Origin of the sequence: Algorimicrobium algoritergicola (genome assembly GCF_008086165.1) — a bacterium.
Classification (GTDB): Bacteria; Bacteroidota; Bacteroidia; order Flavobacteriales; family Flavobacteriaceae; genus Algorimicrobium; species Algorimicrobium algoritergicola.
The window spans coordinates 99,033-123,144 of the sequence record NZ_VSKL01000005.1 but is presented as its reverse complement, the minus strand read 5'-3'; the positions used below and the strand labels follow the sequence as shown (position 1 = coordinate 123,144).

Annotated in this window: 22 protein-coding genes; 15 read left to right on the top strand and 7 right to left on the bottom strand. The window is 33.2% G+C overall.

All coding sequences use genetic code 11. The annotated features are described in order from the left end of the window. Positions 1-40: 40 nt before the first annotated feature. From ES675_RS12490 to ES675_RS12440, 11 genes are all read left to right on the top strand, one after another. Positions 41-3,001 (top strand): type I restriction endonuclease subunit R, encoded by a 2,961-nt coding sequence (locus ES675_RS12490; protein ID WP_066253079.1) that lies wholly within the window; start codon positions 41-43, stop codon positions 2,999-3,001. Next, positions 2,994-4,190 (top strand): restriction endonuclease subunit S, encoded by a 1,197-nt coding sequence (locus ES675_RS12485; protein WP_066253076.1) that lies wholly within the window; start codon positions 2,994-2,996, stop codon positions 4,188-4,190. The genes ES675_RS12490 and ES675_RS12485 overlap by 8 nt, the downstream gene beginning before the upstream one ends. Continuing rightward, the gene (locus ES675_RS12480; protein WP_066253073.1) at positions 4,187-5,353 is read left to right on the top strand and encodes an AAA family ATPase; all 1,167 of its coding nucleotides are present in this window, start codon (positions 4,187-4,189) and stop codon (positions 5,351-5,353) included. The genes ES675_RS12485 and ES675_RS12480 overlap by 4 nt, the downstream gene beginning before the upstream one ends. Positions 5,354-5,355: 2 nt before the next feature. Beyond that, positions 5,356-7,008, top strand: a complete 1,653-nt coding sequence (locus ES675_RS12475) for a type I restriction-modification system subunit M (RefSeq protein ID WP_066253070.1) — start codon at positions 5,356-5,358, stop codon at positions 7,006-7,008. 78 nt (positions 7,009-7,086) lie between these two features. Further along, entirely contained in the window at positions 7,087-8,151 is a 1,065-nt protein-coding gene (locus ES675_RS12470) for an endonuclease (protein WP_066253067.1), read from the top strand. 230 nt (positions 8,152-8,381) lie between these two features. Further along, positions 8,382-10,034 carry an RNA-directed DNA polymerase gene (locus tag ES675_RS12465; RefSeq protein WP_066253065.1) on the top strand — a complete coding sequence of 551 codons (1,653 nt, stop codon included), beginning with the start codon at positions 8,382-8,384 and terminating at the stop codon, positions 10,032-10,034. Then, entirely contained in the window at positions 10,034-10,672 is a 639-nt protein-coding gene (locus ES675_RS12460; RefSeq protein WP_066253061.1) for a hypothetical protein, read from the top strand. The genes ES675_RS12465 and ES675_RS12460 overlap by 1 nt, the downstream gene beginning before the upstream one ends. Before the next feature lie 165 nt (positions 10,673-10,837). Then, entirely contained in the window at positions 10,838-11,521 is a 684-nt protein-coding gene (locus ES675_RS12455) for a hypothetical protein (RefSeq protein ID WP_148367481.1), read from the top strand. Further along, the gene (locus tag ES675_RS12450; RefSeq protein ID WP_066256639.1) at positions 11,518-13,830 is read left to right on the top strand and encodes a DEAD/DEAH box helicase; all 2,313 of its coding nucleotides are present in this window, start codon (positions 11,518-11,520) and stop codon (positions 13,828-13,830) included. Before ES675_RS12455 ends, ES675_RS12450 begins: the two co-directional genes overlap by 4 nt. A 224-nt stretch (positions 13,831-14,054) precedes the next feature. Next, positions 14,055-15,860 carry a tetratricopeptide repeat protein gene (locus tag ES675_RS16690; protein WP_066256636.1) on the top strand — a complete coding sequence of 602 codons (1,806 nt, stop codon included), beginning with the start codon at positions 14,055-14,057 and terminating at the stop codon, positions 15,858-15,860. Between the two features lie 180 nt (positions 15,861-16,040). After that, positions 16,041-16,772 carry an SOS response-associated peptidase gene (locus tag ES675_RS12440; RefSeq protein WP_066256633.1) on the top strand — a complete coding sequence of 244 codons (732 nt, stop codon included), beginning with the start codon at positions 16,041-16,043 and terminating at the stop codon, positions 16,770-16,772. A gap of 1,510 nt (positions 16,773-18,282) precedes the next feature. Here the strand turns inward: ES675_RS12440 and ES675_RS12435 are convergent. Genes ES675_RS12435 through ES675_RS12420 form a run of 4 tightly spaced genes read right to left on the bottom strand, consistent with a single transcriptional unit; the run spans position 18,283 to position 19,845 of the window. Continuing rightward, on the bottom strand, positions 18,283-18,462 hold the full coding sequence (locus tag ES675_RS12435) for a hypothetical protein (protein WP_066256630.1): 180 nt from the start codon (positions 18,460-18,462) through the stop codon (positions 18,283-18,285). 1 nt (position 18,463) lies between these two features. Next, the gene (locus ES675_RS12430) at positions 18,464-18,688 is read right to left on the bottom strand and encodes a hypothetical protein (RefSeq protein WP_066256626.1); all 225 of its coding nucleotides are present in this window, start codon (positions 18,686-18,688) and stop codon (positions 18,464-18,466) included. Between the two features lie 4 nt (positions 18,689-18,692). Next, positions 18,693-19,088: a DUF5675 family protein gene (locus tag ES675_RS12425; RefSeq protein ID WP_066256622.1), complete on the bottom strand. Its 396-nt coding sequence runs from the start codon at positions 19,086-19,088 to the stop codon at positions 18,693-18,695. Between the two features lies 1 nt (position 19,089). After that, on the bottom strand, positions 19,090-19,845 hold the full coding sequence (locus tag ES675_RS12420; RefSeq protein ID WP_066256620.1) for a hypothetical protein: 756 nt from the start codon (positions 19,843-19,845) through the stop codon (positions 19,090-19,092). Positions 19,846-20,036: 191 nt separating this feature from the next. Here ES675_RS12420 and ES675_RS16450 point away from each other — a divergent pair, with 191 nt between their 5' ends. The 4 genes from ES675_RS16450 (at position 20,037) to ES675_RS12405 (ending at position 21,775) form a co-directional block, all read left to right on the top strand. Then, positions 20,037-20,192 carry a hypothetical protein gene (locus tag ES675_RS16450; protein ID WP_170244089.1) on the top strand — a complete coding sequence of 52 codons (156 nt, stop codon included), beginning with the start codon at positions 20,037-20,039 and terminating at the stop codon, positions 20,190-20,192. 110 nt (positions 20,193-20,302) lie between these two features. Next, positions 20,303-20,545 (top strand): helix-turn-helix domain-containing protein, encoded by a 243-nt coding sequence (locus ES675_RS12415; protein WP_066256619.1) that lies wholly within the window; start codon positions 20,303-20,305, stop codon positions 20,543-20,545. After that, positions 20,517-20,831, top strand: coding sequence for a HipA N-terminal domain-containing protein (locus tag ES675_RS12410; protein WP_066256616.1), 315 nt, complete (start codon positions 20,517-20,519; stop codon positions 20,829-20,831). The genes ES675_RS12415 and ES675_RS12410 overlap by 29 nt, the downstream gene beginning before the upstream one ends. Further along, positions 20,828-21,775: a HipA domain-containing protein gene (locus ES675_RS12405; RefSeq protein ID WP_066256613.1), complete on the top strand. Its 948-nt coding sequence runs from the start codon at positions 20,828-20,830 to the stop codon at positions 21,773-21,775. The genes ES675_RS12410 and ES675_RS12405 overlap by 4 nt, the downstream gene beginning before the upstream one ends. Before the next feature lie 552 nt (positions 21,776-22,327). On the opposite strand, the gene ES675_RS12400 is transcribed toward ES675_RS12405, so the two are convergent. The 3 genes from ES675_RS12400 to prmA form a co-directional block, all read right to left on the bottom strand. Then, positions 22,328-22,756 carry an Ohr family peroxiredoxin gene (locus ES675_RS12400; RefSeq protein WP_066256650.1) on the bottom strand — a complete coding sequence of 143 codons (429 nt, stop codon included), beginning with the start codon at positions 22,754-22,756 and terminating at the stop codon, positions 22,328-22,330. Positions 22,757-22,947: 191 nt separating this feature from the next. Next, on the bottom strand, positions 22,948-23,223 hold the full coding sequence (locus ES675_RS12395; protein WP_066254117.1) for an ATP-dependent Clp protease adaptor ClpS: 276 nt from the start codon (positions 23,221-23,223) through the stop codon (positions 22,948-22,950). Between the two features lie 44 nt (positions 23,224-23,267). Beyond that, positions 23,268-24,107 (bottom strand): 50S ribosomal protein L11 methyltransferase, encoded by an 840-nt coding sequence (gene prmA / locus ES675_RS12390; RefSeq protein ID WP_066254113.1) that lies wholly within the window; start codon positions 24,105-24,107, stop codon positions 23,268-23,270. Between the last annotated feature and the right edge of the window lie 5 nt (positions 24,108-24,112).

The window sequence follows — 24,112 nt, the reverse complement described above, 5'->3', positions numbered from 1 at the left end:
TCACACCAACCAAAGCATAAGCATTGATAAAGAAAAATTAATGACCAAAGAACAACAAATAGAAGACGAATTAATCGAAAGATTATCAGACCTAAAATATACTTATCGTACAGATATAAGATCTAGAGAAGCGCTAGAATTAAATTTCAGACAAAAGTTTGAAGCACTCAATAGAGTGAAATTAACCGATGCCGAATTTGAAAAACTACTAACGGAAATAATAAATCCAGATGTTTTTAAAGCCTCTAATTATTTAAGAAAAACAAATACTTTTACTAGAGAAGATGGCACACCCCTACACTATACGTTAGTAAATATAAAAGATTGGTGCAAAAATGACTTTGAAGTTATCAATCAACTTCGGATGAATACGGAAAGTAGCAACCACCGATATGATGTTATCTTGCTTATTAACGGCGTACCCGTAGTACAAATAGAATTAAAAACCTTGCAGATTAGCCCTAATCGTGCCATGCAACAAATTGTAGACTATAAAAAAGACCCAGGTAACGGCTATACCAATTCGTTAATGTGTTTTATGCAGTTATTTATAGTCAGTAATAAAACAAGAACTTTTTACTTCTCTAATAACAACAATAAGCACTTTGCTTTTAATGCAGACGAGCAGTTTTTACCTGTCTACACGTTAGCCAAAGAGGACAACTCTAAAATAGACCACCTAGACGATTTCACCGATAAGTTTTTAGCTAAATGCACGCTAGGTGAAATGATTAGTCGCTATATGGTTTTAGTAGAAACCGAACAAAAAATATTAGTCATGCGGCCATATCAAGTGTATGCCGTTAAAGCCATTGTCGATTGTATAGAGCAAGATCGCGGAAATGGATATATATGGCACACAACCGGAAGTGGAAAAACACTAACCTCTTTTAAAGCTTCAACACTTTTAAAAGATAATGACGATATTGAAAAATGCCTATTCGTTGTAGATAGAAAAGATTTAGACAGACAAACAAGGGAGGAATTCAATAAATTTCAAGAAGGAAGTGTAGAGGAAAACACCAATACGAAAACATTGGTTAATCGCATGTTATCTGCTGATTATGCCGATAAGGTAATCGTCACAACCATTCAAAAATTAGGACTAGCTTTAGATTCTAAAAATGACAGAAATTATAAAGAACAATTGGAGCCATTAAGTAACAAACGCGTTGTCTTTATTTTTGATGAATGTCACCGTTCCCAATTTGGTGAAAATCATAAGGCCATTGTAGAGTTTTTTCCTAAAGCACAACTCTTTGGTTTTACTGGAACACCAATTTTTGAAGAAAATGCAACCTATAAAACAATCGAAGGAAAACAAGCAACCTACAAAACCACAGAGGACGTTTTTCAAAAAGAATTGCATGCATACACGATTACCAATGCCATAGATGATAAAAATGTATTGCGTTTCCATATCGACTATTTTAAGCCCGATGGAAAGGCAACCGTCGGAGACGATTTACATAAATTAGCTGTTACCAACGCAATATTAAGCAAACACCTAAAAGCAACACACTCTAAACGTTTCAATGGTGTTTTAGCAACATCGTCTATAAATGATGCAATTCAGTATTACGAATTGTTTAAAAAGTTACAAGCAGAGAAATTAAACGAAGATGAAGATTATCAACCCTTACATATTGCATGCGTGTTTTCGCCTCCTGCAGAAGGAAATAAAGACATCCAGCAACTACAAGACGATTTAGCACAAGAAAAAGCAGACAATGAGGTAGAGCCAAATAAAAAGAAAGAAGCCTTAACAGCAATCATTTCAGACTACAATAAGCAATACGAAACAAACCACCGTATTGTCGAATTCGATTTATACTATCAAGACGTACAACAACGCGTAAAGGACCAAAAATATACAAACGCAGATTATCCCCATAAAAACAAAATAGACGTTTTAATAGTAGTAGATATGCTTTTAACAGGCTTCGACTCTAAATACCTCAACACATTATACGTAGATAAAAATTTAAAATACCATGGGTTAATTCAAGCATATTCACGTACTAATCGTGTAATAAACGATACCAAGCCTTACGGAAACATTTTAGTTTTTAGAGACCAGGAAGAGGAAGTAGATAAAGCAATGATACGCTTCTCTGGCGCTAAAATAGAAAAGGCAAAAGAAATTTGGCTAGTAGATGCAGCTCCTAAAGTAATCGAAAAATACAAAGAGGCAGTAGCAAATTTAAATCAGTTCATGGAGGCCAAAGGTTTAAATTGTAAGCCTTCCGAGGTTAGTAACCTAAAAGGAGATGAGGCACGCGCAGGTTTTATCAATGCATTCAAAGAAGTACAACGGTATAAAACCCAACTAGATCAATATACAGACCTACAAGAAACGCAAACCGAAACTATTGAAGCGCTATTACCCGATGATGATTTACGTTCATTCAAATCGGTCTATTTAGATACAGCAAAACGTTTACAAGCACAGCAAAACAAAAAAGGAGATAAAGCCCCAGAAAACGTACAGCAATTAGACTTTGAGTTTGTACTATTTTCTTCCGCAATAATAGATTACGACTATATTATTGGTTTAATTGCTAAATACACCCAAGACAAACCGTCTAAACATAAAATGACACGTCAAGAGCTAATAAACTTATTAAGCTCTAGTGCCAATTTATTAGAGGAACGCGATGATATTATTGCCTATATAAACACGTTAGAAATGGGTAGTGGTTTAAACGAAAAAGATATACGTGAAGGCTATGAAATATTTAAAGCAGAAAAAGCAGCAAATGAATTACGTGAAATAGCGCAAAAACACACGATTGAATTAGATAACTTAAAAGCTTTTATCGATAGTATTATGAACCGTATGATTTTTGACGGCGAAAAGCTTACAGATTTATTAGCACCTCTAGAATTAGGCTGGAAAGACCGTAGAATAAAAGAATTGGCTTTAATGGAAGATCTAGTGCCTTTATTAAATAAACTAGCCCAAGGGCGGGAAATATCAGGATTAAACGCTTATGAATAACAAGAAAACAAAGACAGTACCTGAATTGCGTTTTCATGAATTTAAAAATTTAGAAGAATGGAAAAAAAAACAATTTGCAAAACTTTTTAAAATTGGATGCGGGCGCGATTACAAACATTTAGGTAATGGTGATATCCCGGTATATGGAACTGGCGGTTATATGCTTTCCGTAAATGATTTTTTATATGATGGCAAAAGTGCTTGTATTGGTAGAAAAGGTACAATAAATAAACCTATGCTTCTTTCTGGAAAATTTTGGACTGTAGACACTCTTTTTTATACTCATTCATTTAAAGATTGTTCCCCGGAATTTGTTTATCTACTGTTTCAAAATATTAATTGGCTTACCTACAATGAAGCTGGCGGCGTACCAAGTTTGTCGCGAATTATAATAGACAAAATAGAAGTATATATTCCTAAATTAGAGGAACAAGAAAAAATTGTTAATTTCATATCATCTATAGATAATCTAATAACTGCAGAAACCGCAAAACTAGCCCATTTAAAAGCCCACAAAAAAGGCTTATTACAACAACTATTTCCAATCAATGGAGAAACCACACCACAATATCGTTTTCCTAAATTTAAAAATGATGGAGATTGGAAAGAAACTACTTTAGGTAATGTAGCTAAATTCAGAAGAGGTAGCTTCCCTCAACCTTATGGAAGGTCTGAATGGTATGATGATGAAAATGGAATACCTTTTGTTCAAGTTTATGATGTTGATACGAACCTTAAATTAAAGCCAAAAACTAAAAGAAAAATTAGTGATATAGCAGCTAAACAAAGTGTTTATATAAAAAAAGGCACTGTAATAATAACGATCCAAGGTTCCATTGGTAGAGTTGCAATAACACAATATGATGCTTATATTGATAGAACTTTACTTTTATTTGAAGAGTTCTATACGCAAATTGACAAATTGTTTTTTGCTTATGTTATTCAAATATTATTTGAAATAGAAAAACAGAAAGCACCAGGAGGTATAATAAAGACAATTACAAAAGAAGTTTTAACAAGCTTTAATATTTATATTCCAGAAATTGAAGAGCAGCTAAAGATTGCTCAATGTCTATTTTCATTAGATGAATTAATTACCGCACAAGCTGAAAACATAAAAGCTTTAAAAAAACACAAAAAAGGCTTACTTCAGCAATTATTCCCAGATGTAAATGATGTTGAAGCATGAGTAAAAAATTTGATAAAAATATAAGTGATATTGCCAACAAGTTAGTTGGTTTAGAAAAAAACATAAACCTTATATATGCTTTTAATGGTACTGGTAAAACAAGATTGTCCGTAGCGTATAAGAATGCTACTAAAACCAATAACGGAGGTAGTCATTCAGGCGTATATTACAATGCCTATAGTGAAGATTTATTCAATTGGGATAACGATGAAGAAAACAATGGTTCAGATATAAATCTAAAACTTACAAAAAGTAATCTTAATCAGTACCATCCCTTGTTAGATGAAATTAACCTACAAAACAAACTAGCTTCTTACCAACCTAAATTTGATTATCGGTTCGAGTACTTTGAAGATTTAAATGATGGTATAAAGTGTATTAGGTTTTATAATAAAAAAGAAGATGAAGATGATGATAAAGGTGATGTCGAGCAACCAGAAAGTGAAGAACAAAAAACAGAAAATAAAAATGAAGAAATAGACATACCTATAAAAATCTCAAGAGGTGAAGAACAAATATTTGTTTGGAGTTTCTTCCTAGCTTTATTTGAAGTTGAAGGTTGGACTGGAGACGAGAAGCAATCAACACATTTTTTTATAGACGATCCTGTTTCAAGTCTTGACGACCATAATATATTTGTTACTGTTTCATCTTTAATAGATTTAATAGACAAACATTTCAAAAAAAGAAAAATAATAATAACGACCCACCATATTGGTTTCTTTTCTGTTTTAGCAGATTGGTTAACCAGGGGCGAAAAAGCATCACGTTATCAACAACAAGTTGATATTTATAAACTAAAAAACAATAATGGCACTATTGAATTAGTTGGCCCAAGAAAAGAGGTGTTTTTATACCATTTAGAATTATTAAGGGTCATACAAGAAGCTAAAGATAAAGACCAAATATATGTTTATCACTTTGCTTTATTAAGACAAATATTAGAAAATATTAGCTCTTTTCTTGGCGTTAGAAATTTTTCTCACGTTTTAAAAGAAATAGGCTTTTCAAATGCAGAAAAACTAGCACAAATAGTGAATATTATGGCACACAATTCTGTATTCAGATATAAACTTATAGAACCTGTTCCAGATAACAAAAAACTAATATTAGAAATATTTGACGCCATACAAAATAAGTATAAATTCGTTTTACACGCATAGAAATGACAGCAAAACAAAAACAAGAAGAATTAGGTAAAACCCTTTGGGATATAGCAAACGATTTAAGAGGTGCAATGAATGCGGATGACTTTCGCGATTATATGCTTTCATTCCTTTTTTTACGCTACCTATCAGACAATTACGAAACGTCTGTAAAAAAAGAATTAGGTTCAGACTATCCAAAACTAAAGGAAACAGACAAACGCACACCACTTTCTGTATGGTATGAAGATAATCCAGATGATATTGAACCTTTTGAAAAACAAATGCGCAGAAAAGTGCATTATGTTATAAAACCAAATTACTTATGGGGAAGTATTTCAGAATTAGCACGCACACAGAATAACGATTTATTACTGACTCTTCAAAAAGGGTTTAAGTACATAGAAAATGAATCATTTGAGAGTTCTTTTAAAGGCCTATTCTCCGAAATCAATCTAGACTCTGAAAAGCTAGGCAAAAACTATGACGATAGAAACAAGAAACTGTGTACCATAATTCAAAAAATTGCAGAAGGTATTGCTGGCTTTTCTACTGATAGTGATACGTTAGGTGATGCTTATGAGTATTTAATTGGGCAGTTCGCAGCGGGTTCAGGTAAAAAAGCAGGTGAGTTTTATACCCCACAACAATTATCTACCATTCTATCCGAAATAGTAACTTTAGATAGTCAAAACCCAAAAGCAGGTAAAAAGAATAAAATTAATAAAGTCCTCGATTTCGCTTGTGGTTCTGGTTCCTTACTGTTAAACGTAAAAAATAAAATTGAAAAAGGAGGTGGTACAATCAGTAGAATATATGGCCAAGAATTAAATGTAACAACGTACAACTTGGCGCGAATGAACATGCTTTTACATGGTGTTAAAAGTTCAGAATTCGAAATATTTCATGGAGACACACTAAAAAATGACTGGGATATTTTAAATGAAATGAACCCAGCTAAAAAAGTAGTGTTTGATGCTATAGTCGCAAACCCACCATTTAGTTTACGTTGGGATGCATCAGAAGCCATGGGCGAAAGTTTCCGCTTTAAAAATTATGGTTTAGCACCTAAATCAGCAGCAGATTTTGCGTTTCTTCTACACGGCTTTCACTTTTTAAGTGATGAAGGCACAATGGCTATTATTCTACCACATGGCGTATTGTTTAGAGGCGGCGCAGAGCAACGTATTAGAGAAAAATTACTAAAAGATGGTAACATCGATACGGTTATAGGTTTACCTTCAAACTTATTCTTTTCTACCGGAATTCCTGTTTGCATATTGGTATTAAAGAAATGCAAAAAGGATGATGATGTGCTATTTATTAATGCAAGTGAGCATTATAAAAAAGAAAAACGTCAAAATGTTTTACGTGATGGCACAATAGATGGCGAGCCGAATGACAAAGAACCTAATGATATTAAGAAAATTATAGATACCTATATCGAGCGTCCAGAAAAAATAGAAAGATATGCACGTAGAGTTTCAATGGCTGAAATTGAGAAAAACGATTTTAACCTAAATATATCAAGGTATGTAAGCACTGCAAAACCTGAAGCTATAATTAATTTAAAAGAAGTAAATGAGAAATTAGTTGATATAGAAAAGGAAGCTTCTAAAGCCTTAAAAGAGCATAATGCATTTTTAAAAGAATTAGGTTTAGATACAATCTAAAATCTAAACGCATCTAACAAACCAACCCAAACCCATATAAATAAAATTGCATACCTTTAATACTTAAGGTATGCAATTATGAAAGCAAAACTACTTTTAGCTTTTTTATTTCCGTTTGTAATCCTGGCACAAACGCCAGCCTATTACGCCAATATTGATTTCTCACAATCAGGAGAAAATATAAAATCACAGCTAACAACATTAATTACCAACACCCATACCAATCCACTCCCCTACACCTCTAACAATACAGACACATGGGATGTCATAAAGCAATCAGATTTAGTAAACCAATCAAGCGATGAGGTACTTCTAATTTATGGCTATGAGGATAATGACACCCCAACCAATAACGATAGATTAAGAAATAAAGATTTATCCTGTCACACCTCTTCCTGCATTGGCCTCTGGAATCGCGAACACGTATTTGCAAGATCACTAGCAAATCCAAATTTAGACGTATCCTATATAGGCCCCGGAACAGACGTACACAATTTACGCAGCTGCGACAGTCAAATGAATTCCTCCAGAAGCAATCGCATATTTCAAGATGATACTGGCAATGCGCACATAACATCATTAGGAAACTTCTATCCCGGCGACGAACATAAAGGCGATGTAGCGCGCATTATAATGTATATGTACACAAGATACCCAAATCAATGCGAAGCTGTCAATATAGGCCACGGAACAGCTAACCATTCGTATTATAGCGATATGCCCGATGTGTTTTTAAAATGGAATGCCGAAGACCCCGTATCACAATTCGAAATCGATAGAAACGAAATCATATACCAGAATCAAGGCAACAGAAACCCCTACATTGATAATCCATACCTAGCCACTCTAATTTGGAACGGTCAAGACGCAGAAGATACCTGGGGCACTTTATCAATTCCAGCTGAACAATTAGAACAACTAACAATTTACCCAACCTATACATCCAACTACATATACATAAAGGCCAATACAAATAAGAAATATAATTATACCATTTACAATACAATGGGCCAACAAGTAAAAACAGCAACCACAACAGAACTAATAGATATTTCAACTTTAGAAAACGGTTTATACCTCCTCAAATTAATGTCCAATAACACAGCCCAAGTAAAAAAAATAATCAAAACAAACACAAATTGAGTTACAAATCCACACAAAAAAACATGATTTATCAGCACTTTACGGTTAACCACAATGTTTAGTCAAACATATATTCTATTTTAGCATCAGTACAACAAAATACCACATATTAAACTATATAGTATGAATAATTTAAAAGATGCCATAACCTGATTTATTCACGGGATAAGAAAAACAAAAGTTACTATATATCAAGTTGCCCACAATTTGAAGAAACAATCGAACAAAGAATGAAAAAAAGTACATATGAATATTGTTTTAGTGAATCTTCATTAAAATTATCTTGGGAAAGAGTTATTTCAAGTGTAGGAGCTGATGCAAAAGACTACTTTGGAATTGGTGTGTTTAATAATGATACTGATAGAATGTTAGCTTCATTGAGTGAATTACTATTATCAGATAAATATCAACCGAAAAGACCTTTTAAATATTTCGAACCGAAAAAAAATGGGACTCAAAGAACTAAAACTGTATTAGATATAGAAGATGCTTTAGTTTTCCAAGCAATATCAAATCACATTGCAGAATTAGAGTATTCAAATTTAATAGAAACAAATAAGTGTGTATTTGGCAGTGTGCTGAACAAAAATGTATCAAAAGGCGTTGAACTTTTAGATGAAGAACCTGATGATTTTTATTTCTTCGAGTTTTATGTAGAGCCATATAATCGATTTATTAATAGCATAAATGAAACCATAGAAACAGGAAATGTTACTCATATTCTTGAAACGGATATAACGGGATTTTTTGACACAATACCTCATTCAACGATTTTACTTGAATTACGAAATAGAAATATTGATGTAAAAATTTTAGACGTTTTGTCTAAATGCTTGAATGTCTGGTCTGGGACAAGAGATTCTGCTACTTTCGGAGTTGGAATTCCTCAAGGACCGGCAGGCTCTTTTCTAATAGCCAACATCATACTGGATAGTTTGGATAGACTTGCAATTAAAAAAAGTCTTCATTATTATCGCTTTATGGATGATATTCGTATTTACGGTAAATCACGTAAAGAATTAGTGCAATGTTTAGTAGAAATTGACCGTCATCTAAAATCTAAATCATTGTGTTTAAATTCGGAAAAAACCTTAATTGAATTAATTGACGAACACAATTCAGGCAAAGAAAAATTTTTAGATGATTATGGAATAAGCATAAAAGACGAAAGTATAGAGGAAATTAATCGAGAGGTTTTAGAACAAAACATTACTCAATTTGGAGAAAAAAAAGATGATTTCGGAGGTTTGAACCCAAAACAATATATCTCATTATATAAAATGGCTTTAAAAGATTATGAGCAAAAGCTTAATCAATTCCATAGAAAAAATAAAAAAAAGGATTTTTGGTTAATTGAAACATCTGAAATGCGAGAATTTTTGACTTTTTCTCAAAAATGGAGAACTATTGTTAAAATACTCATAGATGAAACTGACTATAAGCCTAAAGAATCAATGATTAACGTTTGGCTTTTTGGCATTAGGGCATTCAATTGGAAAACAAATAATTTTGTCTGGAATTTACAGCTGTACGAAAACCTATCAAATGTATATAACGATATTTTTACTGTTTTTGACGAATTTGATACCTACGAATGGATTCAATATCAAATTTTATCGATTTTTAAAAATGCATCGTATTTAAACATAGATGAACAACAACGATTATTACAATCTATACCAAAAACAGAAAGTCCTCTCGTTCGATTAGGTTATTTTAAGATTCTATTGGAAACAATTAAAACTGATACAAAGTTTTTCCAATCAGTAGCAGAATTAATAAAAGAGGAAAAAAATGTTTATGTAAAAAACTCAATTCTCAATTCAATAAACAAAAGTCAATTGAAAATACCAATTGCTACTTTAAAAAATTGGTTTCTATAATGAGTTATCTTGAAGAACTTGAGGAATTAGCTCGAATGAATATGTCTAATGAAGACTACAATTATGCCCAACGTATGATTATGTTAGGAATGATTGAAGAAAAAATTATTGAAGAGAAATCTTCAGATGATTATTTTATTCGCTTTTTTGAAGACGTCATTAAAAAGGAAATAGAATTTGACTTTAAAACCGCACTATCCGAAGATGCTTATAATTCAGCAAGAGAAGATGCAGAAGCTTGTATAAATATATTTCCAAGACTTTCAGAAATGAAAGATAATCGTTCAGTACTTTCTTGGATTATTACTGCTTTAAAGTATACTGACCAACTTGTTTTACATTACATCCAAAATGTTCTAAAGATAAACCCTGTTAAACATCCAGACCACGGAATTGAACGTTCAATGTATGTCCAAATAAATGCAGGAGAATATTCCGCTAAAGTAGCTGGTAGAGTTATGAATAACCTATATGAACAAAGAAATACATTAGAACATAGATATATAAAAGACCCAAATGACGAGCGAAAGAAAATTCTTGTAAATCCTGATTTTGGAAAAGCGAGAAAAAAAATTCAAAATGATTTCCCAAAGGCTTTATTATCATTTAGAAAAGCATATAAAGAACATTATAAATAAAAACTGTGGGCAACACTTTGTATTATTAATTGCTTGGTTTTAATCAATTTACGAAAGTCCTTGCAGACTTTCTATCTTTATTTTATTTGCTAATTTTAGTGCTTAAAACACGCAACTAATCATACACAAACACTTTATGTGCAATTAACAAAAAATTAAATAAAAATGATTGGATATAAAATCCTTGATCAAATTAAAATAAAAAAACATATTTCGTTTATTAGAATCGAGCCTACCGATATTAAACTAACACTTTCGGAAATATTTAAAAGCTTATCTAATTTGGCTTGGATTAGTCAATTTGATCAAGATTATGTAAAAGCAGGTTTTCAAACTCGTGCTGAAGATACAGTTAAATATATTTCGGAAAACATTATATCAAAAAATGATGATGAAATAACTAAAGACACAGGAGAACTTGTCGTTTCCGAATTATCAAGATTGACCATCGTAAATGAACTAAAATATTTAGATATACCACTGGCTGAATTAATAAAAATTAAAGATATCGGGAATCACGGATTCGATTTTTATACCAAAAACAAAGAGAATGTTCTTTTATTTGGAGAGGCAAAATATAATTCTAGTCAAAATGCTTACGGACGATCATTTGAACAAATTGCTCGATTTGAAAGAGAAAAACGAGATGCGTCAGATATAATCGATATTGATAGGTTCTGTTGTGAACCTTCTAAAGAGAATCACGCAAAAGGTTTAAAGGGTTTTGTAGCTTCTTTTTCTTGTAAATCAACTACTACTGAAAAAATAATAAATAGTATTAAAAAAAATACTGATTTTATTACACTTGATAGATTCGAAGAATTAGTTTTAGTAGCAGTTAATCTATGAAAAACTTAATATCCAATATCATGGAAGATATAGAGGTTAGGAAAGCTTTTCACTTTGTACTGGATAACCTTTTTAAGAAAGGTCCAATTTCCACAACTGATATGGAGATATTATCTCTTTTAAAGTTGTATCACCCAGATGTATTCACAGAATTTGAATCTACTATTCTAAATTATATGGGTGTCTTCTACAAAGATGCCACCCCAAAAACACTCAAAGAGGTTGTATTCAGACAATATCGAAAATATATATTAGATACATTTCAAAATACTTACACACCAGTACAAGCTAGTATAATAAAAGGAATCGAATCAAACAATTGTTTTAGTTTTTCAGCACCAACAAGCACTGGAAAATCATATGTATTTCTCAATTTAATCCTACAAACTGACAAGGATGTGGTTGTAGTAGTTCCATCAAGGGCATTGATCAATGAATATTTTTTAAATCTAAATACTTTAATCCAAGACAAAAAAGTTAATATACTAACCTTCATTGACAAAATAAACACGAAAAATGCAACTAGAAATGTGTTTATTGTTACACCTGAAAGGTGCCGAGAATTATTCAAGCAAAAAGAATTATATGATGTAGGCATATTCTTGTTTGACGAAGCACAATTGAGTAATGAAAGCTCAAAACGAGGATTGTATTTTGACAGTATCGTGAGAAGATCTCAAAAGGCTTTTCCTAATGCCACATTTGTTTTTGCGCACCCATTTGTAAAAAATCCAGAATCACAAATTATTAAAAATCATTTTCCAAAAAACACATCTAGTTCAATCCAATATATTCAGAAAAATGTCGGACAGCTTTTTTTATGTTCTGACGATAACTGGAACTTCCATCATTTTGGAATTGATAAAGCTATTTTAGGCACACAAAAAAAACAGTGTAGATTTGATCCAATTGAGAAAACTATCCAAAATGGTGGCTCGGTATTATTCTATATATCTAAATCTAAAATTTTCAATCGCACATTCTTAAATCAATTTGAAAAATATATAAACTTATGCGAGGAAATAGAGAGTAGCAAAATTGATAAGTATATTTCTCAATTAAAACAGTATACTGGAGGCGATACGATTGCAAATAAGAATTATTATTCTCAAATGATTTCATTATTAAAGCGAGGGATAGTAATTCATCACGGATCTCTTCCGTTACAAACACGAATAATTGTTGAGGAATTCACTCAGGCTGGCTTCTGTCGTATCTGTTTTGCTACTTCTACGTTAGAACAAGGGATCAATATGCCTTTTGATGTCGTTTTTTTAGATAGACTGGAGAGCAGTAAACCTTTGTCTGTAAAAAATTTAATTGGTAGAGCGGGAAGGTCAACATTAGAAACCAAATTTGATTTCGGCTATGTTATTATAAGTTCACCCAATAAGATGTCAAATTTTAGGAAAATTATGACTCAAGATGAAGAATTAGATACTGTTTCATCATTAGAGAAAAAAGAACAAAAAGATGACGATTATAATGATTTTAAGGAGGCCATATTAAATGACACCTATTCTGACGAATATAATCTTACTGAAAAGGATTTAAACAAACTTACCGCAACAAGCGTAGAAAAAATTATCATCAATATTTTAAATACGCTTTTTAAAAATAATGAAATAGTGTCATTAAGCAATATTAGTTCTGACCATAGAAATAGGCTTCATTTTTACAAAAATTTTCGTGATTTATATTCTATTTATTTAGGAAGAAAACTTGAAGATGGAGAAAGTAATGTTTTAGATACCGCCATTAAAATTATGCTATGGAAAGTCCACGGTAAGACTTTTAAAAATATATGTTGGTATCGCTATTCTTATGTTAGTAAAACTAAAGAGAGAAAAGATTTAGAGAGATTAGGACGCAAGACAAATTTATTAAGCGCAGAATTTATTACAGGCTTTCACGATATTCCGGACAAAAACCATAGAGTATATAGTTTGTTCCCATTAGGTACAAAAGCTTCTGATGTAGATTATGATCTTGTAATGTATGATACTTACGATTTTATTGATAAATTAATAGGATTTAAATTGAGTGATATATTCTATGCCACTTTTATCAAGTATTATGAAAAAACAAAAGATAAGCGTACTCAAAAATTAGCAAAATACATACGATTTGGTACTGATGATGAAAGTTCTATATGGATGTTAAGATATGGTATGTCTTTCGAGGACATCGAATTATTAGCTAAACACATTAAATCAATAAATGCAGAAGAAATAGTTTTTGAAGAATCAATATTGAACGTACCGAAAGAACAAAGAATTTCAATTGAACGATTTATTGTGAATAAATAACTGTCACTAACACCGCATATAATTCATAGCTAATCAGTTGATTAATCGAAGTTAAGGCATATTTGCTAGTCCGCCAAATTTTTTAATTTGGCTTATTGAAAAGAAAAGATAATAAGAAAATTAAAAAAATCTGCTCGTGCTTAATCGAAAAGTTATCGCTAATTTGCACGCTACGAGCCATATACAAAACCGTTAACTTTTATTGCTAAAAACAAAATTCATAGATGAAAGACTATTATTACATTCTTGGTATAGAGAAAAATTCATCTTCACAAGAAATAAAAAAAGCCTACCGAAAATTATCCGTAAAATTTCATCCTGATAAAAACGATGGCGATAAATTTTTTGAAGAGCGTTTTAAAGAAATACTCGAAGCTTTCGAAATATTATCCGATGATACTAAAAGGGTAAATTATGACTTTAAATTTAACACTCAAAAAAAAGGCAACAATCAAGACTTTGAAAGAAGCTTTAAATACAAATACGAACAAGAATTAAAAAGACAACAGAAAGGATTTGATGAAAAGCAAAAACGATACGAGGAAGAAATAAAAAATCAAAAACAAATAGAAAAAGACTTACAAGTCAAGGTTAACAAAGAAAAAGAAAAATCAACAAAATATAAAGAGAAAGCAAAATCTTTACAGAAAAACGAGAACCAAAAATCCCTAAAAAAAATAATAGCCTTTTTAGTAGTTATACTCATAATTGGTGGTGGAATATTTTTTTTCAACCATTATAATAAAGAAAGTAAAATATCTCAATCTAAAGAGTTTTTAAAAAAAACTATTAAAAATATTAAAACCGACAGTTTATCTCAAGCATTCCAAAATATCAACAAATCCATAGAACTAAATCCAGATAATGCAGATGCCCATTTTGTAAAAGGAACTATTCTAAATAAAATTGGTCAAAAAGATAAAGCAATCCTTTCATATTCAAAGGTAATCGAATTAAAGTCAGATTATGCAGATGCCTATCATAACCGTGGTGCTATTAAAGACGAACTTGGCAATCCCGATGGTTCTATTGCAGATTTGACCAAAGCAATTGAATATGACGCTTTCAATTCAGTACATTATTTTGATAGAGGAATATCATATCGCTCAATGAATAAATTAGATTTAGCTCAAAAAGACTTTGAAAAAAGTTTAGAGTTAAGTCCAAATGAGCCGTTTTATCAAAACAGTTTAGCTAATGTTTATAGTGATTTAGGTCAATATGATTTAGCGATTTCAAACTACAAAAAAGCTATCCTAAATTTGGATACAGTATATTTAGGAATAGCTTATTATAATATTGGTAAATCATATGGACATCTTGGGGGTTTTGATAAAAGCTCTGAATATTTAGAAAAAGCAATAAAATATGATACTATTAATCAAAAAGCCTTTTGGAGACTTGGAGTTATAAACGATGATAACGGATACTATAAAAAAGCTGAAAAGTTTTTATTAAAATCTCTCGAATTAAACATTAGTGATTTACCCACACAGCACAGTCTTTCTATAGTTTACCGACATCAAAAGAAATATGATAAAGCATTATTCTATATAAATAAAGTTATTGAACTTGAACCAAGAGATTTAGATTACCGTCTTGAAAAAATTAGAGTTTTAGACGATATGAAAGATTATAAAAATCTACTTTCAGAATATGAAACATTATATAAAATTGAGCCTAACAATTACGTAATTGTTTTGGGGTTAGCAAAAGAATATCATTATATAAAGGCATATAATAAGTCAATGCCGCTTTTCAAAAAAGCTAATCAGTTAAATTCACAAGATAATGTGCCACACTATTATATGGGAATAGTATATCTTAAACAAGGAAAAGTAAATGAAGCTATTCAAAGTTTTCAAAATTCAATAAACCTAAATCCAGAACATACAGATTCCTATTGGAACGCAGGTGTTACTTATTACAATGCTAATGAATTTGAGAAAGCAATACCTTTAATTAAGAAAGCTGCCGAATTAGGAAAACCTGAAGCAATTGAAATTATGAAAAGAATAGCGCAAAATTGAACAGTAGAAAGAAACAACTTAAGCCGTGTATAATTAATTACTTGGTTATCGACTGCACTTCTTAATTTTAATCCCAAAACCTCAATATTTAGTAACTATACTCATTTATTGGTATTTAATTCACTGTTAGTGTTAAAAAAAAACCATAATCATACCTTTAAAACTCTAACTCAAAAAATAATGTGCTTCCACACCTCTCAAACCCAAAAAGTAATAAAACTTGAAAAGCACTATAAAGTGTCACTTACAGATGAAGGCTCAAGAGAAAAATACGACAAACCAAGGTATCACTTAAACGGTTTCTCACATCCCGATATGCTTATCATTCCACAAGAAGAACCTTCAGTTATTACACCGGGTCTTTGGGGAATTGTTCCAAACAATAAAACAGCATCGCAAATAACAGACTATTACAAAGAAGCCGTTCGTTATGGTGGTGGTTTAAATGCACGCTCCGAAAAGCTATTCGATCATTTCATATATAAACATTCCGTAGTATCAAAAAGATGTATTGTTCCTGTTACCGGCTTTTTCGAACCACACGAATATAAAGGTAAAAAGTACCCATTCCATATTAAAAGAAAAGATGATGAGGTTTTATCACTAGCTGGCATTTACACTATAATTGATAATGTTTTTACCTTTACAATTCTAACCAAATCAGCTTCACCCCTATTAGCTAAAATTCACAACAAAAAAAACAGACAACCAGTTCTATTAAACCAGGATATCGAACAAGAATGGTTAAAAGATAATATTTCCGAAAAAGACATCATGGAATTAATAAACAGCCCATACCCAGAGAGTAAATTAAGCACTTATACAATTAGTAAAGAATTATTTAGCCCAAAAGTAAATAGTAATATCCCATCAATTATCGACGAAGTAAAATATGAAGGCCTAGTCATATAAAATACCTTTTCAAAAATCCCCACCTCCAGCATTTACGCATTCCGTCGTTCCGCAAAATGGCTGCACGCCCTCACGCGCAAAAGCTTCCAGTTCCGCGCAATACTAGTTATCTCCATTTCGCACCTACCTGCGGATAGATGCTACATTCCTATAACAAGTATTTAAAGCCACCGCTAATAACGTCGTATTAATTACATACCGGAAATTCATTATAGTTTAGTCAATCTAAACACGAAAACTAATCATCTGTTTAAAAACTCGTCTGACTATAAAAAACAGGAAGGCAGGTAATAAGGTGTTCGTTGGTCGCTCCATTTCGTTCCATAAAACATATCTGCAAGCCAATTCGGTATGCGTTCGGTATACCGTTTTTTAAAAAAAAGCTCATAGCACCTATAAAATCAAGCTATTACAAGGCTTGCATATACCATAAATGAAACCACTGCGGCGAGACGTCCTCGTTGGCTCCATTTATTTGTTTTATTTCACACATTCACTCCCTCCTCACCCGTAGCTACTCTTTTACCCCAAACCCCATTTAGGTATGCGCGCAAGCGCATGTAAAGTATTTGGGGTAAAACCGCTACTTCATATGATGCGAGCCTGCGGGTCGCTGCGGCCAAACCCCACATATATAATAGCGACATAAATCAATAGCGTCTATTAAGAAAAAATTAGCTAACATATGACTATTACTGCCGATTCAAATATGTGGGGCTGCGGGTGGCATATTTTTTGACCTGTCCAGTTTGCAAATAAGATAACCCCTGAATCCCTGCGAAAGCAGGGACCTCTTTTAAGTACAATCAATTTTTTTCGTATTAGACCAACCAGCAACCCCAAGGGTTATCCCATTTCGCAAAAATCACAAGAGCAAGGCCCAAATTCCTGCGAAATCAGGAACCTCATCAAAAACCAATCTAAAACTTAACGTAAATAACACCTCTCAATACCAAGCCTTGCACTTCCAAAATTTGACTATCCTCCTACCGTCCACAAAACTACATCCGACTACACTATAAAATCAAAAAATCCGCCACCCTTGCGGTAAACCGTTGCTGTGGTACGCACTTTTGCCGAAAAGGCAACGTGCTATTACCACACCAGCCTTGCTAAACTCGCAGTCGGCTCGCGCCTTAAAGATTACCTGCCGAATAAAAACATTCAATAACATACAAAGCAAAGAAACAAGAAGAATAAAATAAAAAAAGAGAACAAATATAGTAGCCTCCCTTCAGCCCACGCCATAATACTATAAAGTTCAAGCCCTCCGGGTTTTGAACAAAATTTAGAAAAAAAATTTTATCCAAAAAACTTGACAGTATCGCCACGGCTACAGGTTAATGGCTTTCTTTTTTTCTTTTCTTTTGAAAAAATAATGAAGGGAATAGATCGTTTTTAAAACAACCGTGATAGCGAAAGAACACTAACTGCAAGCATTATGAAAGTATAAGCCTCGTTATTTTTGAAAAAGAACCATAAAAAAAGGCCCTTGAAGAAGAGCCTTTGACTATTTTTTGAAGAAACTGAAAAGATAATTAAGGAGTTTGGCCACCACATAACTAACAGAAGCGCCTATACTAGCCATTACAACTGTGAATAGAATAGCATCCAAACTAATATTTAAGGCGATAGAAAAAAACGTACCACCCAAAAACCCGATTTTGGTATTTATATCAGTAAAATCCATTCTAATCTTTTTTATCCGATGTATCATCAATAACGGCCGCCTGACTTACGGCTGTAGCTACAGTTCCTGCAACGGCCATATAAGTCGCAATGGTAATTACAATTGTAGGCAAACTAATGGGAGCTGCAATAATGGCGCCACCAGCAGCAGCCAATGCGATTCCAATATTTCTCAAAATTTTGAAAAACCTTGGAGTAGGTTCTTTATAACGTTCAACTAGATTCATAATTTTAAGATTTTATGGTTAATGAGATTTGTCCTTTGCGCTCAAAAGCTTGATGACAAAGTGAAAGGATTTTCTGCATTGCTAGTTGGGAAGACCAACCAGTTCCTATGCCCGAAAGTTGACTCACCGGTGCCAAACAGCCCTCCAACTCTTTAGCCGCATCATTTGCCTTATGAATCAATATCAATTGCCGACCATCCACACCCATAACATGAATATGATTCCCTAAACGACTAGAATATCGTGATCCTAATTCATAAATCCCTTCCGGAATACAGGAAACTTGGCGCTTATTATGAAGCCAAGGCAATTCAATCATAAAACAGATAAACCGACCATTAATAAAGAGGGTACCATTGGTACCCTCTTCAAAATAATGTCTTTGGAGTATTAAATCCATTTTAAAGTGTGTCAACAAGAGCTGCAGAAAGCGCGTTGAAAGCACCATTTTTCAATGGGTACATGTCACCATTCACTTCCTGGTAAAACTCAATACCAACCACTTCAATAACCGGTAATACCGAGTTAGCCGTAAGTGCCGCGTTTAATGCAATTGGTACCGTATCTGGTGCTGTGTAAGGCAAAATTCCAGAACTTGCCATTTCAAAGACGAAAGTTTCTGTAGTGAAGTCTACTTCTGCAGCACCCATAACAACGTTAAAATGAGTCGTTCCTGAAGGAGCTGCTATTCGTACCGTCGGACTAAAAGCTGCCAATGTAACATCAGCACTTCCTGTCACCCGATCAAAAGCCACTACGAAAGGAGCGAATAAAGTGGAGCCCAGTTTACCGTTGAGGTTAAATTCGAAGCCTAAAAAACGACTCAAATCCCCATCTTGAACGGTACGCTCTCCTCTTAAATTCACGAGGTCTGTTTTAATAATGGCCACCAAATCTTTAGTCAATCTACTAACCACACGTTTGTCTTTGGCGTTTTGCAGCAACACCCGAATCGCATTCCGAATCAGCTTGCCGGCTTTGCCCGCACGCCCAAATTCAGAGCCATTTTCGCGCGTACGTTGAAACGCAGGGTCATTCGCAATACGATTACCATCAATACCGCCTTTAGTACGGGCCAAATGCCCGTCGCTTGTCTTGTAAAAGGAAATATCATCCAGAGTTCCCTTTAATTTTATAATACCAGTTTGTCTTGCCATGGTTCAAAGTTTTTTATTTTAATCAAAACTCCGTATCTTTAATAAGCAATCCCAAAAGCACTTCACTCCTATGCCGAAAAGTGCCTTTTTTGCCAGTTTAAACCTATGGATGATGGCAAGATCATGTATGGATAAAGCATGGATAAAGTATGAGCAACATCAAAAGACTATGTATCTACCCAAAAGATATTATGCGCATCACGGGCAGAAGTGAGCGCTATGGTCGTAAGCTCTTAAACGACATAAAAAGGCACTTTGGTAAAAAGTCCTACCAGTTTATCACTGCAGAAGAATTCTCTGAATACAGTGGTATTAAACAAGAGACCGTTATGCGCTATCTAGAGTAATTCTTAAATATACCCTGTCGGGTATATTCTACATCAATCATATAATAATTATACCCTTTAAGGTATAATATCAATAAAAATTAGTAAATTGCACCCATAAAGGTATAATTATGAAATCATGGGACCGCAATAATGTCATAGCGACTTTCGTTCGTAACAGACGAAAGGAGGCAAACTATACACAAATAGAACTAGCAGATTTGACAGGAATAGGTTTACGCTTCCTACGCGAACTCGAACAAGGCAAACCAAATGTGATGACAGATAAAGTTAATCAGTTATTACAATTCTTTCGTCATACATTAACCCCGACACCTATAAACAATGAGACAAGGAGCAATCTGGATAAATAACCAACAAGCAGGCATTCTAAAAGAAACCGATGATGGTTACTTCTTTTCTTATGACACTGACTATTTGAATACCGACAACCCAATGCCCGTAGCGCTATCATTACCGCTCCAGGAAGACGTGTATCAGTCGGAATACCTATTCCCCTTTTTTGATGGATTAATTCCTGAAGGCTGGTTGCTTGAAATTGCACATAAAAACTGGAAGCTCAATCCTAGAGATCGTATGGGGCTATTATTAACCACTTGCCGCGACTGTATCGGCAACATAAGCATACGCGAGATATGATTTGTTTAGCATGCCATAAAGCCATTGACAATGGTACTACTATGTATCATGAAGCTTGCCTTAAAGAATTTTGGCAAGACAACGAGTCGGTTTTGCAATTGGAATACGGCACGTCGGAAATAGACAAGCTGGCCAAAGAAAACGTAGCACAACGTTTAATTGTTACAGGTGTACAGCCAAAGCTCTCTTTAGGCTATAACAATGAAGCGGCTAATGATAAGCGCCTAACCATTGTTGGGGCTTTAAATGGACGGTTTATATTAAAACCGCCTTTTGCGCTACATCCCGAAATGCCACAAATAGAAGCTTTATCCATGCATCTTGCCAAAGCTTGCGGTGTAGACACCGTACCTTTTTTATTAATCCCACTAAAAGATGGCGAGCTCGCTTACCTAACGCGACGAATAGATCGCAAAGCAGATGGCAGCAAGTTGGCTATGGAAGATGCCTGTCAGTTTACACAACGATTAACCGAGCACAAGTACAGAGGATCTTATGAGCAAATTGCCAAAAGCATAAAAACCTACGGTTATAATCCCTTAATTGATATTATACGCTTTTATGAACAGGTCATAGTTTCATTTCTTATAGGGAACAATGATATGCATTTAAAAAACTTCTCACTGATAGCCGAAGCACCAGGAAACTATAGTTTAACACCTGTGTATGATATGATAGCGGCACAACTACTTGTTGACGATCCCGAAGAATTAGCACTTAATATCAATGGAAAAAAGAATCGTATAGGTCGTTCAGATTTTGATGGTGCCATAGAGGGAAGTGGCATTCCTAAAAAGGCCATCCAAAATATCTGGAAACGTATAGAAACTGGAATGACAGAATGGGAGCAACTAATTAACAACAGTTTCTTAAGCAATGATAAAAAAGAAGAATTCAAAGAATTAATAGCTAAAAAAGCAAAACAGATTAATCTAAAATTTTAGAGACTTTTAATAGTATTTCATCTAATTTATATAGGTTTGAATCCTTGTTTTTTGTATTTTAGTAGAAAGGTTTGAAAGTCATTTAAAACCAAACACGTTCATTCAAAGTGTCTGCTATTCGGTTACCATTTGTAAAAGCAAATCTGTAAACCTCAACAATATCAAGCGTTTGCCGATTGGGTTTGAATCCAGTCGAGGTCACGAATAAATACTTAAATAAGAAAAAAACGCCAAGCTAGCTTGAGCGTTTTTTTTCGTTTTAAGTGTTTTCAAAGCGGAGTTTTATGGATGCGAAGCAATCCAGAAAGGCTCGATTCCTAATAATATACCTCCAAACTTATAATGTTTAAATCGTTTCTCAATAGAAATTTATGGATGCGAAGCAAACCATAAGAATAAATGCCACCTTTACTTGAGCATCTTTTGATGGAGTACCTTTAAAAAAGAAGCCTTATAAATACGCAGTAATCAGCCAAAAGCTTTGCGTATAGTTCAAAAAAAAGCTCACCAAATGGTGAGCTTTCTTTATAATAATTAATGAGCAATTAAAATCTACTCATCTATCAATAAATTCAAATTTACCGTAATATTATCGCGAGTTGCTTTACTAAAAGGACATGCTTCATGTGCCTTTTCTACCAAGTCTTCGCCTGTTTCAAGGTCTACTCCGGGAATATAACAATCCAACGTAGCTTCAAGAAAAAACCCGTCATCATCTTTACAGAACCCTATAATAGCTGTGACACTTAGTTCATCTTCATCTATTTCAATTCCCTCATTTTTAGCAACAGCTTGTATGGCTCCACCAAAGCATGCGGCATATGCTGCTCCAAATAACTGTTCTGGATTAGCACCATTTCCACCAGCGCCTCCCATGGATTTTGGTACTGATAAATTGAAATCTACTGGACTATTATCAGATTTTACATGTCCATTTCTTCCACCTATTGCTTGCGTGGTTGCCTCATATAATGTTTTCATTTTTACTTTTTTATGGTTCGTATTAAATATACCACGATAATCATACTTTGAAAAATGAAAATTCATAAAATTCTCATAAAGTGTCAAGAAAGATGCGAAAACTTAAAAACGATTTTTATAATTCCTGTAAATAAAAAAAGCAAACTTATTGTTAAAGTTTGCTTTTTTTTAATCGATTAACATCCATACATTTAACTAATTTCCGCACTTAAACCGGCTTCTAAAAGCATCGAGCATTGTGGCTCTAATTCTTTATAAGAACCTGTTTTCACCGTACACTGCCCTTTATAATGAACTAAAATGGAACATTGTTCGGCTTGTTCAGCTGTATGATCACAAGCGTAAATTAAAGTATTTATAACGTGATCAAAAGTATTAACATCATCATTATAAAGAATAATTTCGTTTTCCTTTAAAACCTCTTCTTTAAGGAGAACGTCTTCTAATGTTTGTTCTTTGGTACTCATAATTTTTAAATTTATCGTTACCTGAAGCCAACTTCAACTAACGGTTATTCTTTTTGGAATTTTAAAGCAACCCAATCGTTACGTTGTAATGTATCAACGCGCTTGAGGTTCATTTTATTACAAAGTTCTTCAATTGCTGGAATATCATCAAAATAAAATCCACTTAAAAATAATAAACCTTTCGCATTTAAGCAAGTAGCATACTCAGGAATGTCCTGCAATAATATGTTTCTATTAATATTCGCAATGATTATATCGTAGGTTTTATCTTTCAGCAATGCAACATCACCTTCATATACTGTAATTTGATGGCAGTTATTACGCTCTACATTTTCCACACTATTTAAATAACACCAGTTGTCAATATCTATAGCTTCTAGTTTTTTGGCGCCTTTCATTTCGGCCAAAATAGCTAAAACACCAGTTCCACAACCCATATCTAAAACGGTTTTATCCGTAAAATCATTTTTAAGAATATGCTGAATCATCATATGTGTGGTTTCATGATGTCCAGTTCCAAAGCTCATTTTGGGTTCGATAATAATATCGTATTGTGTATCGAATTTCTCATGGAAAGGTGCACGAACAGCGCAAATATCGTCCACAATAATTGGGTTGAAATTTCGCTCCCATTCGGCATTCCAATTAACTTGTTCTATTTCGTTGAATTCGAATGTAATTTCAAATTCATCGGAATCCAAAATCTGAATATCTTCTAAAATATCGCTTCGCCATTCGTCTTTCTGAATGTAGGCTGTGACGCCTGTTTCAGTTTCTACAAAACTCTCAAAACCTGCATAACCCAGTTCAGCAATTAAAATTTCAACAGCTGGTTGTAATGGTGTTACTGTAAAATCGTAACCTATATAAATTGTATTTGACATATATT

Bases quoted from the DNA above. Each gene is read 5' to 3' on its own strand.
- ES675_RS12490 (WP_066253079.1), top strand. From the start codon at position 41: ATGACCAAAGAACAACAAATAGAAGACGAATTAATCGAAAGATTATCA.
- ES675_RS12485 (WP_066253076.1), top strand. From the start codon at position 2,994: ATGAATAACAAGAAAACAAAGACAGTACCTGAATTGCGTTTTCATGAA.
- ES675_RS12480 (WP_066253073.1), top strand. From the start codon at position 4,187: ATGAGTAAAAAATTTGATAAAAATATAAGTGATATTGCCAACAAGTTA.
- ES675_RS12475 (WP_066253070.1), top strand. From the start codon at position 5,356: ATGACAGCAAAACAAAAACAAGAAGAATTAGGTAAAACCCTTTGGGAT.
- ES675_RS12470 (WP_066253067.1), top strand. From the start codon at position 7,087: ATGAAAGCAAAACTACTTTTAGCTTTTTTATTTCCGTTTGTAATCCTG.
- ES675_RS12465 (WP_066253065.1), top strand. From the start codon at position 8,382: ATGAAAAAAAGTACATATGAATATTGTTTTAGTGAATCTTCATTAAAA.
- ES675_RS12460 (WP_066253061.1), top strand. From the start codon at position 10,034: ATGAGTTATCTTGAAGAACTTGAGGAATTAGCTCGAATGAATATGTCT.
- ES675_RS12455 (WP_148367481.1), top strand. From the start codon at position 10,838: ATGATTGGATATAAAATCCTTGATCAAATTAAAATAAAAAAACATATT.
- ES675_RS12450 (WP_066256639.1), top strand. From the start codon at position 11,518: ATGAAAAACTTAATATCCAATATCATGGAAGATATAGAGGTTAGGAAA.
- ES675_RS16690 (WP_066256636.1), top strand. From the start codon at position 14,055: ATGAAAGACTATTATTACATTCTTGGTATAGAGAAAAATTCATCTTCA.
- ES675_RS12440 (WP_066256633.1), top strand. From the start codon at position 16,041: ATGTGCTTCCACACCTCTCAAACCCAAAAAGTAATAAAACTTGAAAAG.
- ES675_RS12435 (WP_066256630.1), bottom strand. From the start codon at position 18,462: ATGGATTTTACTGATATAAATACCAAAATCGGGTTTTTGGGTGGTACG.
- ES675_RS12430 (WP_066256626.1), bottom strand. From the start codon at position 18,688: ATGAATCTAGTTGAACGTTATAAAGAACCTACTCCAAGGTTTTTCAAA.
- ES675_RS12425 (WP_066256622.1), bottom strand. From the start codon at position 19,088: ATGGATTTAATACTCCAAAGACATTATTTTGAAGAGGGTACCAATGGT.
- ES675_RS12420 (WP_066256620.1), bottom strand. From the start codon at position 19,845: ATGGCAAGACAAACTGGTATTATAAAATTAAAGGGAACTCTGGATGAT.
- ES675_RS16450 (WP_170244089.1), top strand. From the start codon at position 20,037: ATGCGCATCACGGGCAGAAGTGAGCGCTATGGTCGTAAGCTCTTAAAC.
- ES675_RS12415 (WP_066256619.1), top strand. From the start codon at position 20,303: ATGAAATCATGGGACCGCAATAATGTCATAGCGACTTTCGTTCGTAAC.
- ES675_RS12410 (WP_066256616.1), top strand. From the start codon at position 20,517: ATGAGACAAGGAGCAATCTGGATAAATAACCAACAAGCAGGCATTCTA.
- ES675_RS12405 (WP_066256613.1), top strand. From the start codon at position 20,828: ATGATTTGTTTAGCATGCCATAAAGCCATTGACAATGGTACTACTATG.
- ES675_RS12400 (WP_066256650.1), bottom strand. From the start codon at position 22,756: ATGAAAACATTATATGAGGCAACCACGCAAGCAATAGGTGGAAGAAAT.
- ES675_RS12395 (WP_066254117.1), bottom strand. From the start codon at position 23,223: ATGAGTACCAAAGAACAAACATTAGAAGACGTTCTCCTTAAAGAAGAG.
- prmA (WP_066254113.1), bottom strand. From the start codon at position 24,107: ATGTCAAATACAATTTATATAGGTTACGATTTTACAGTAACACCATTA.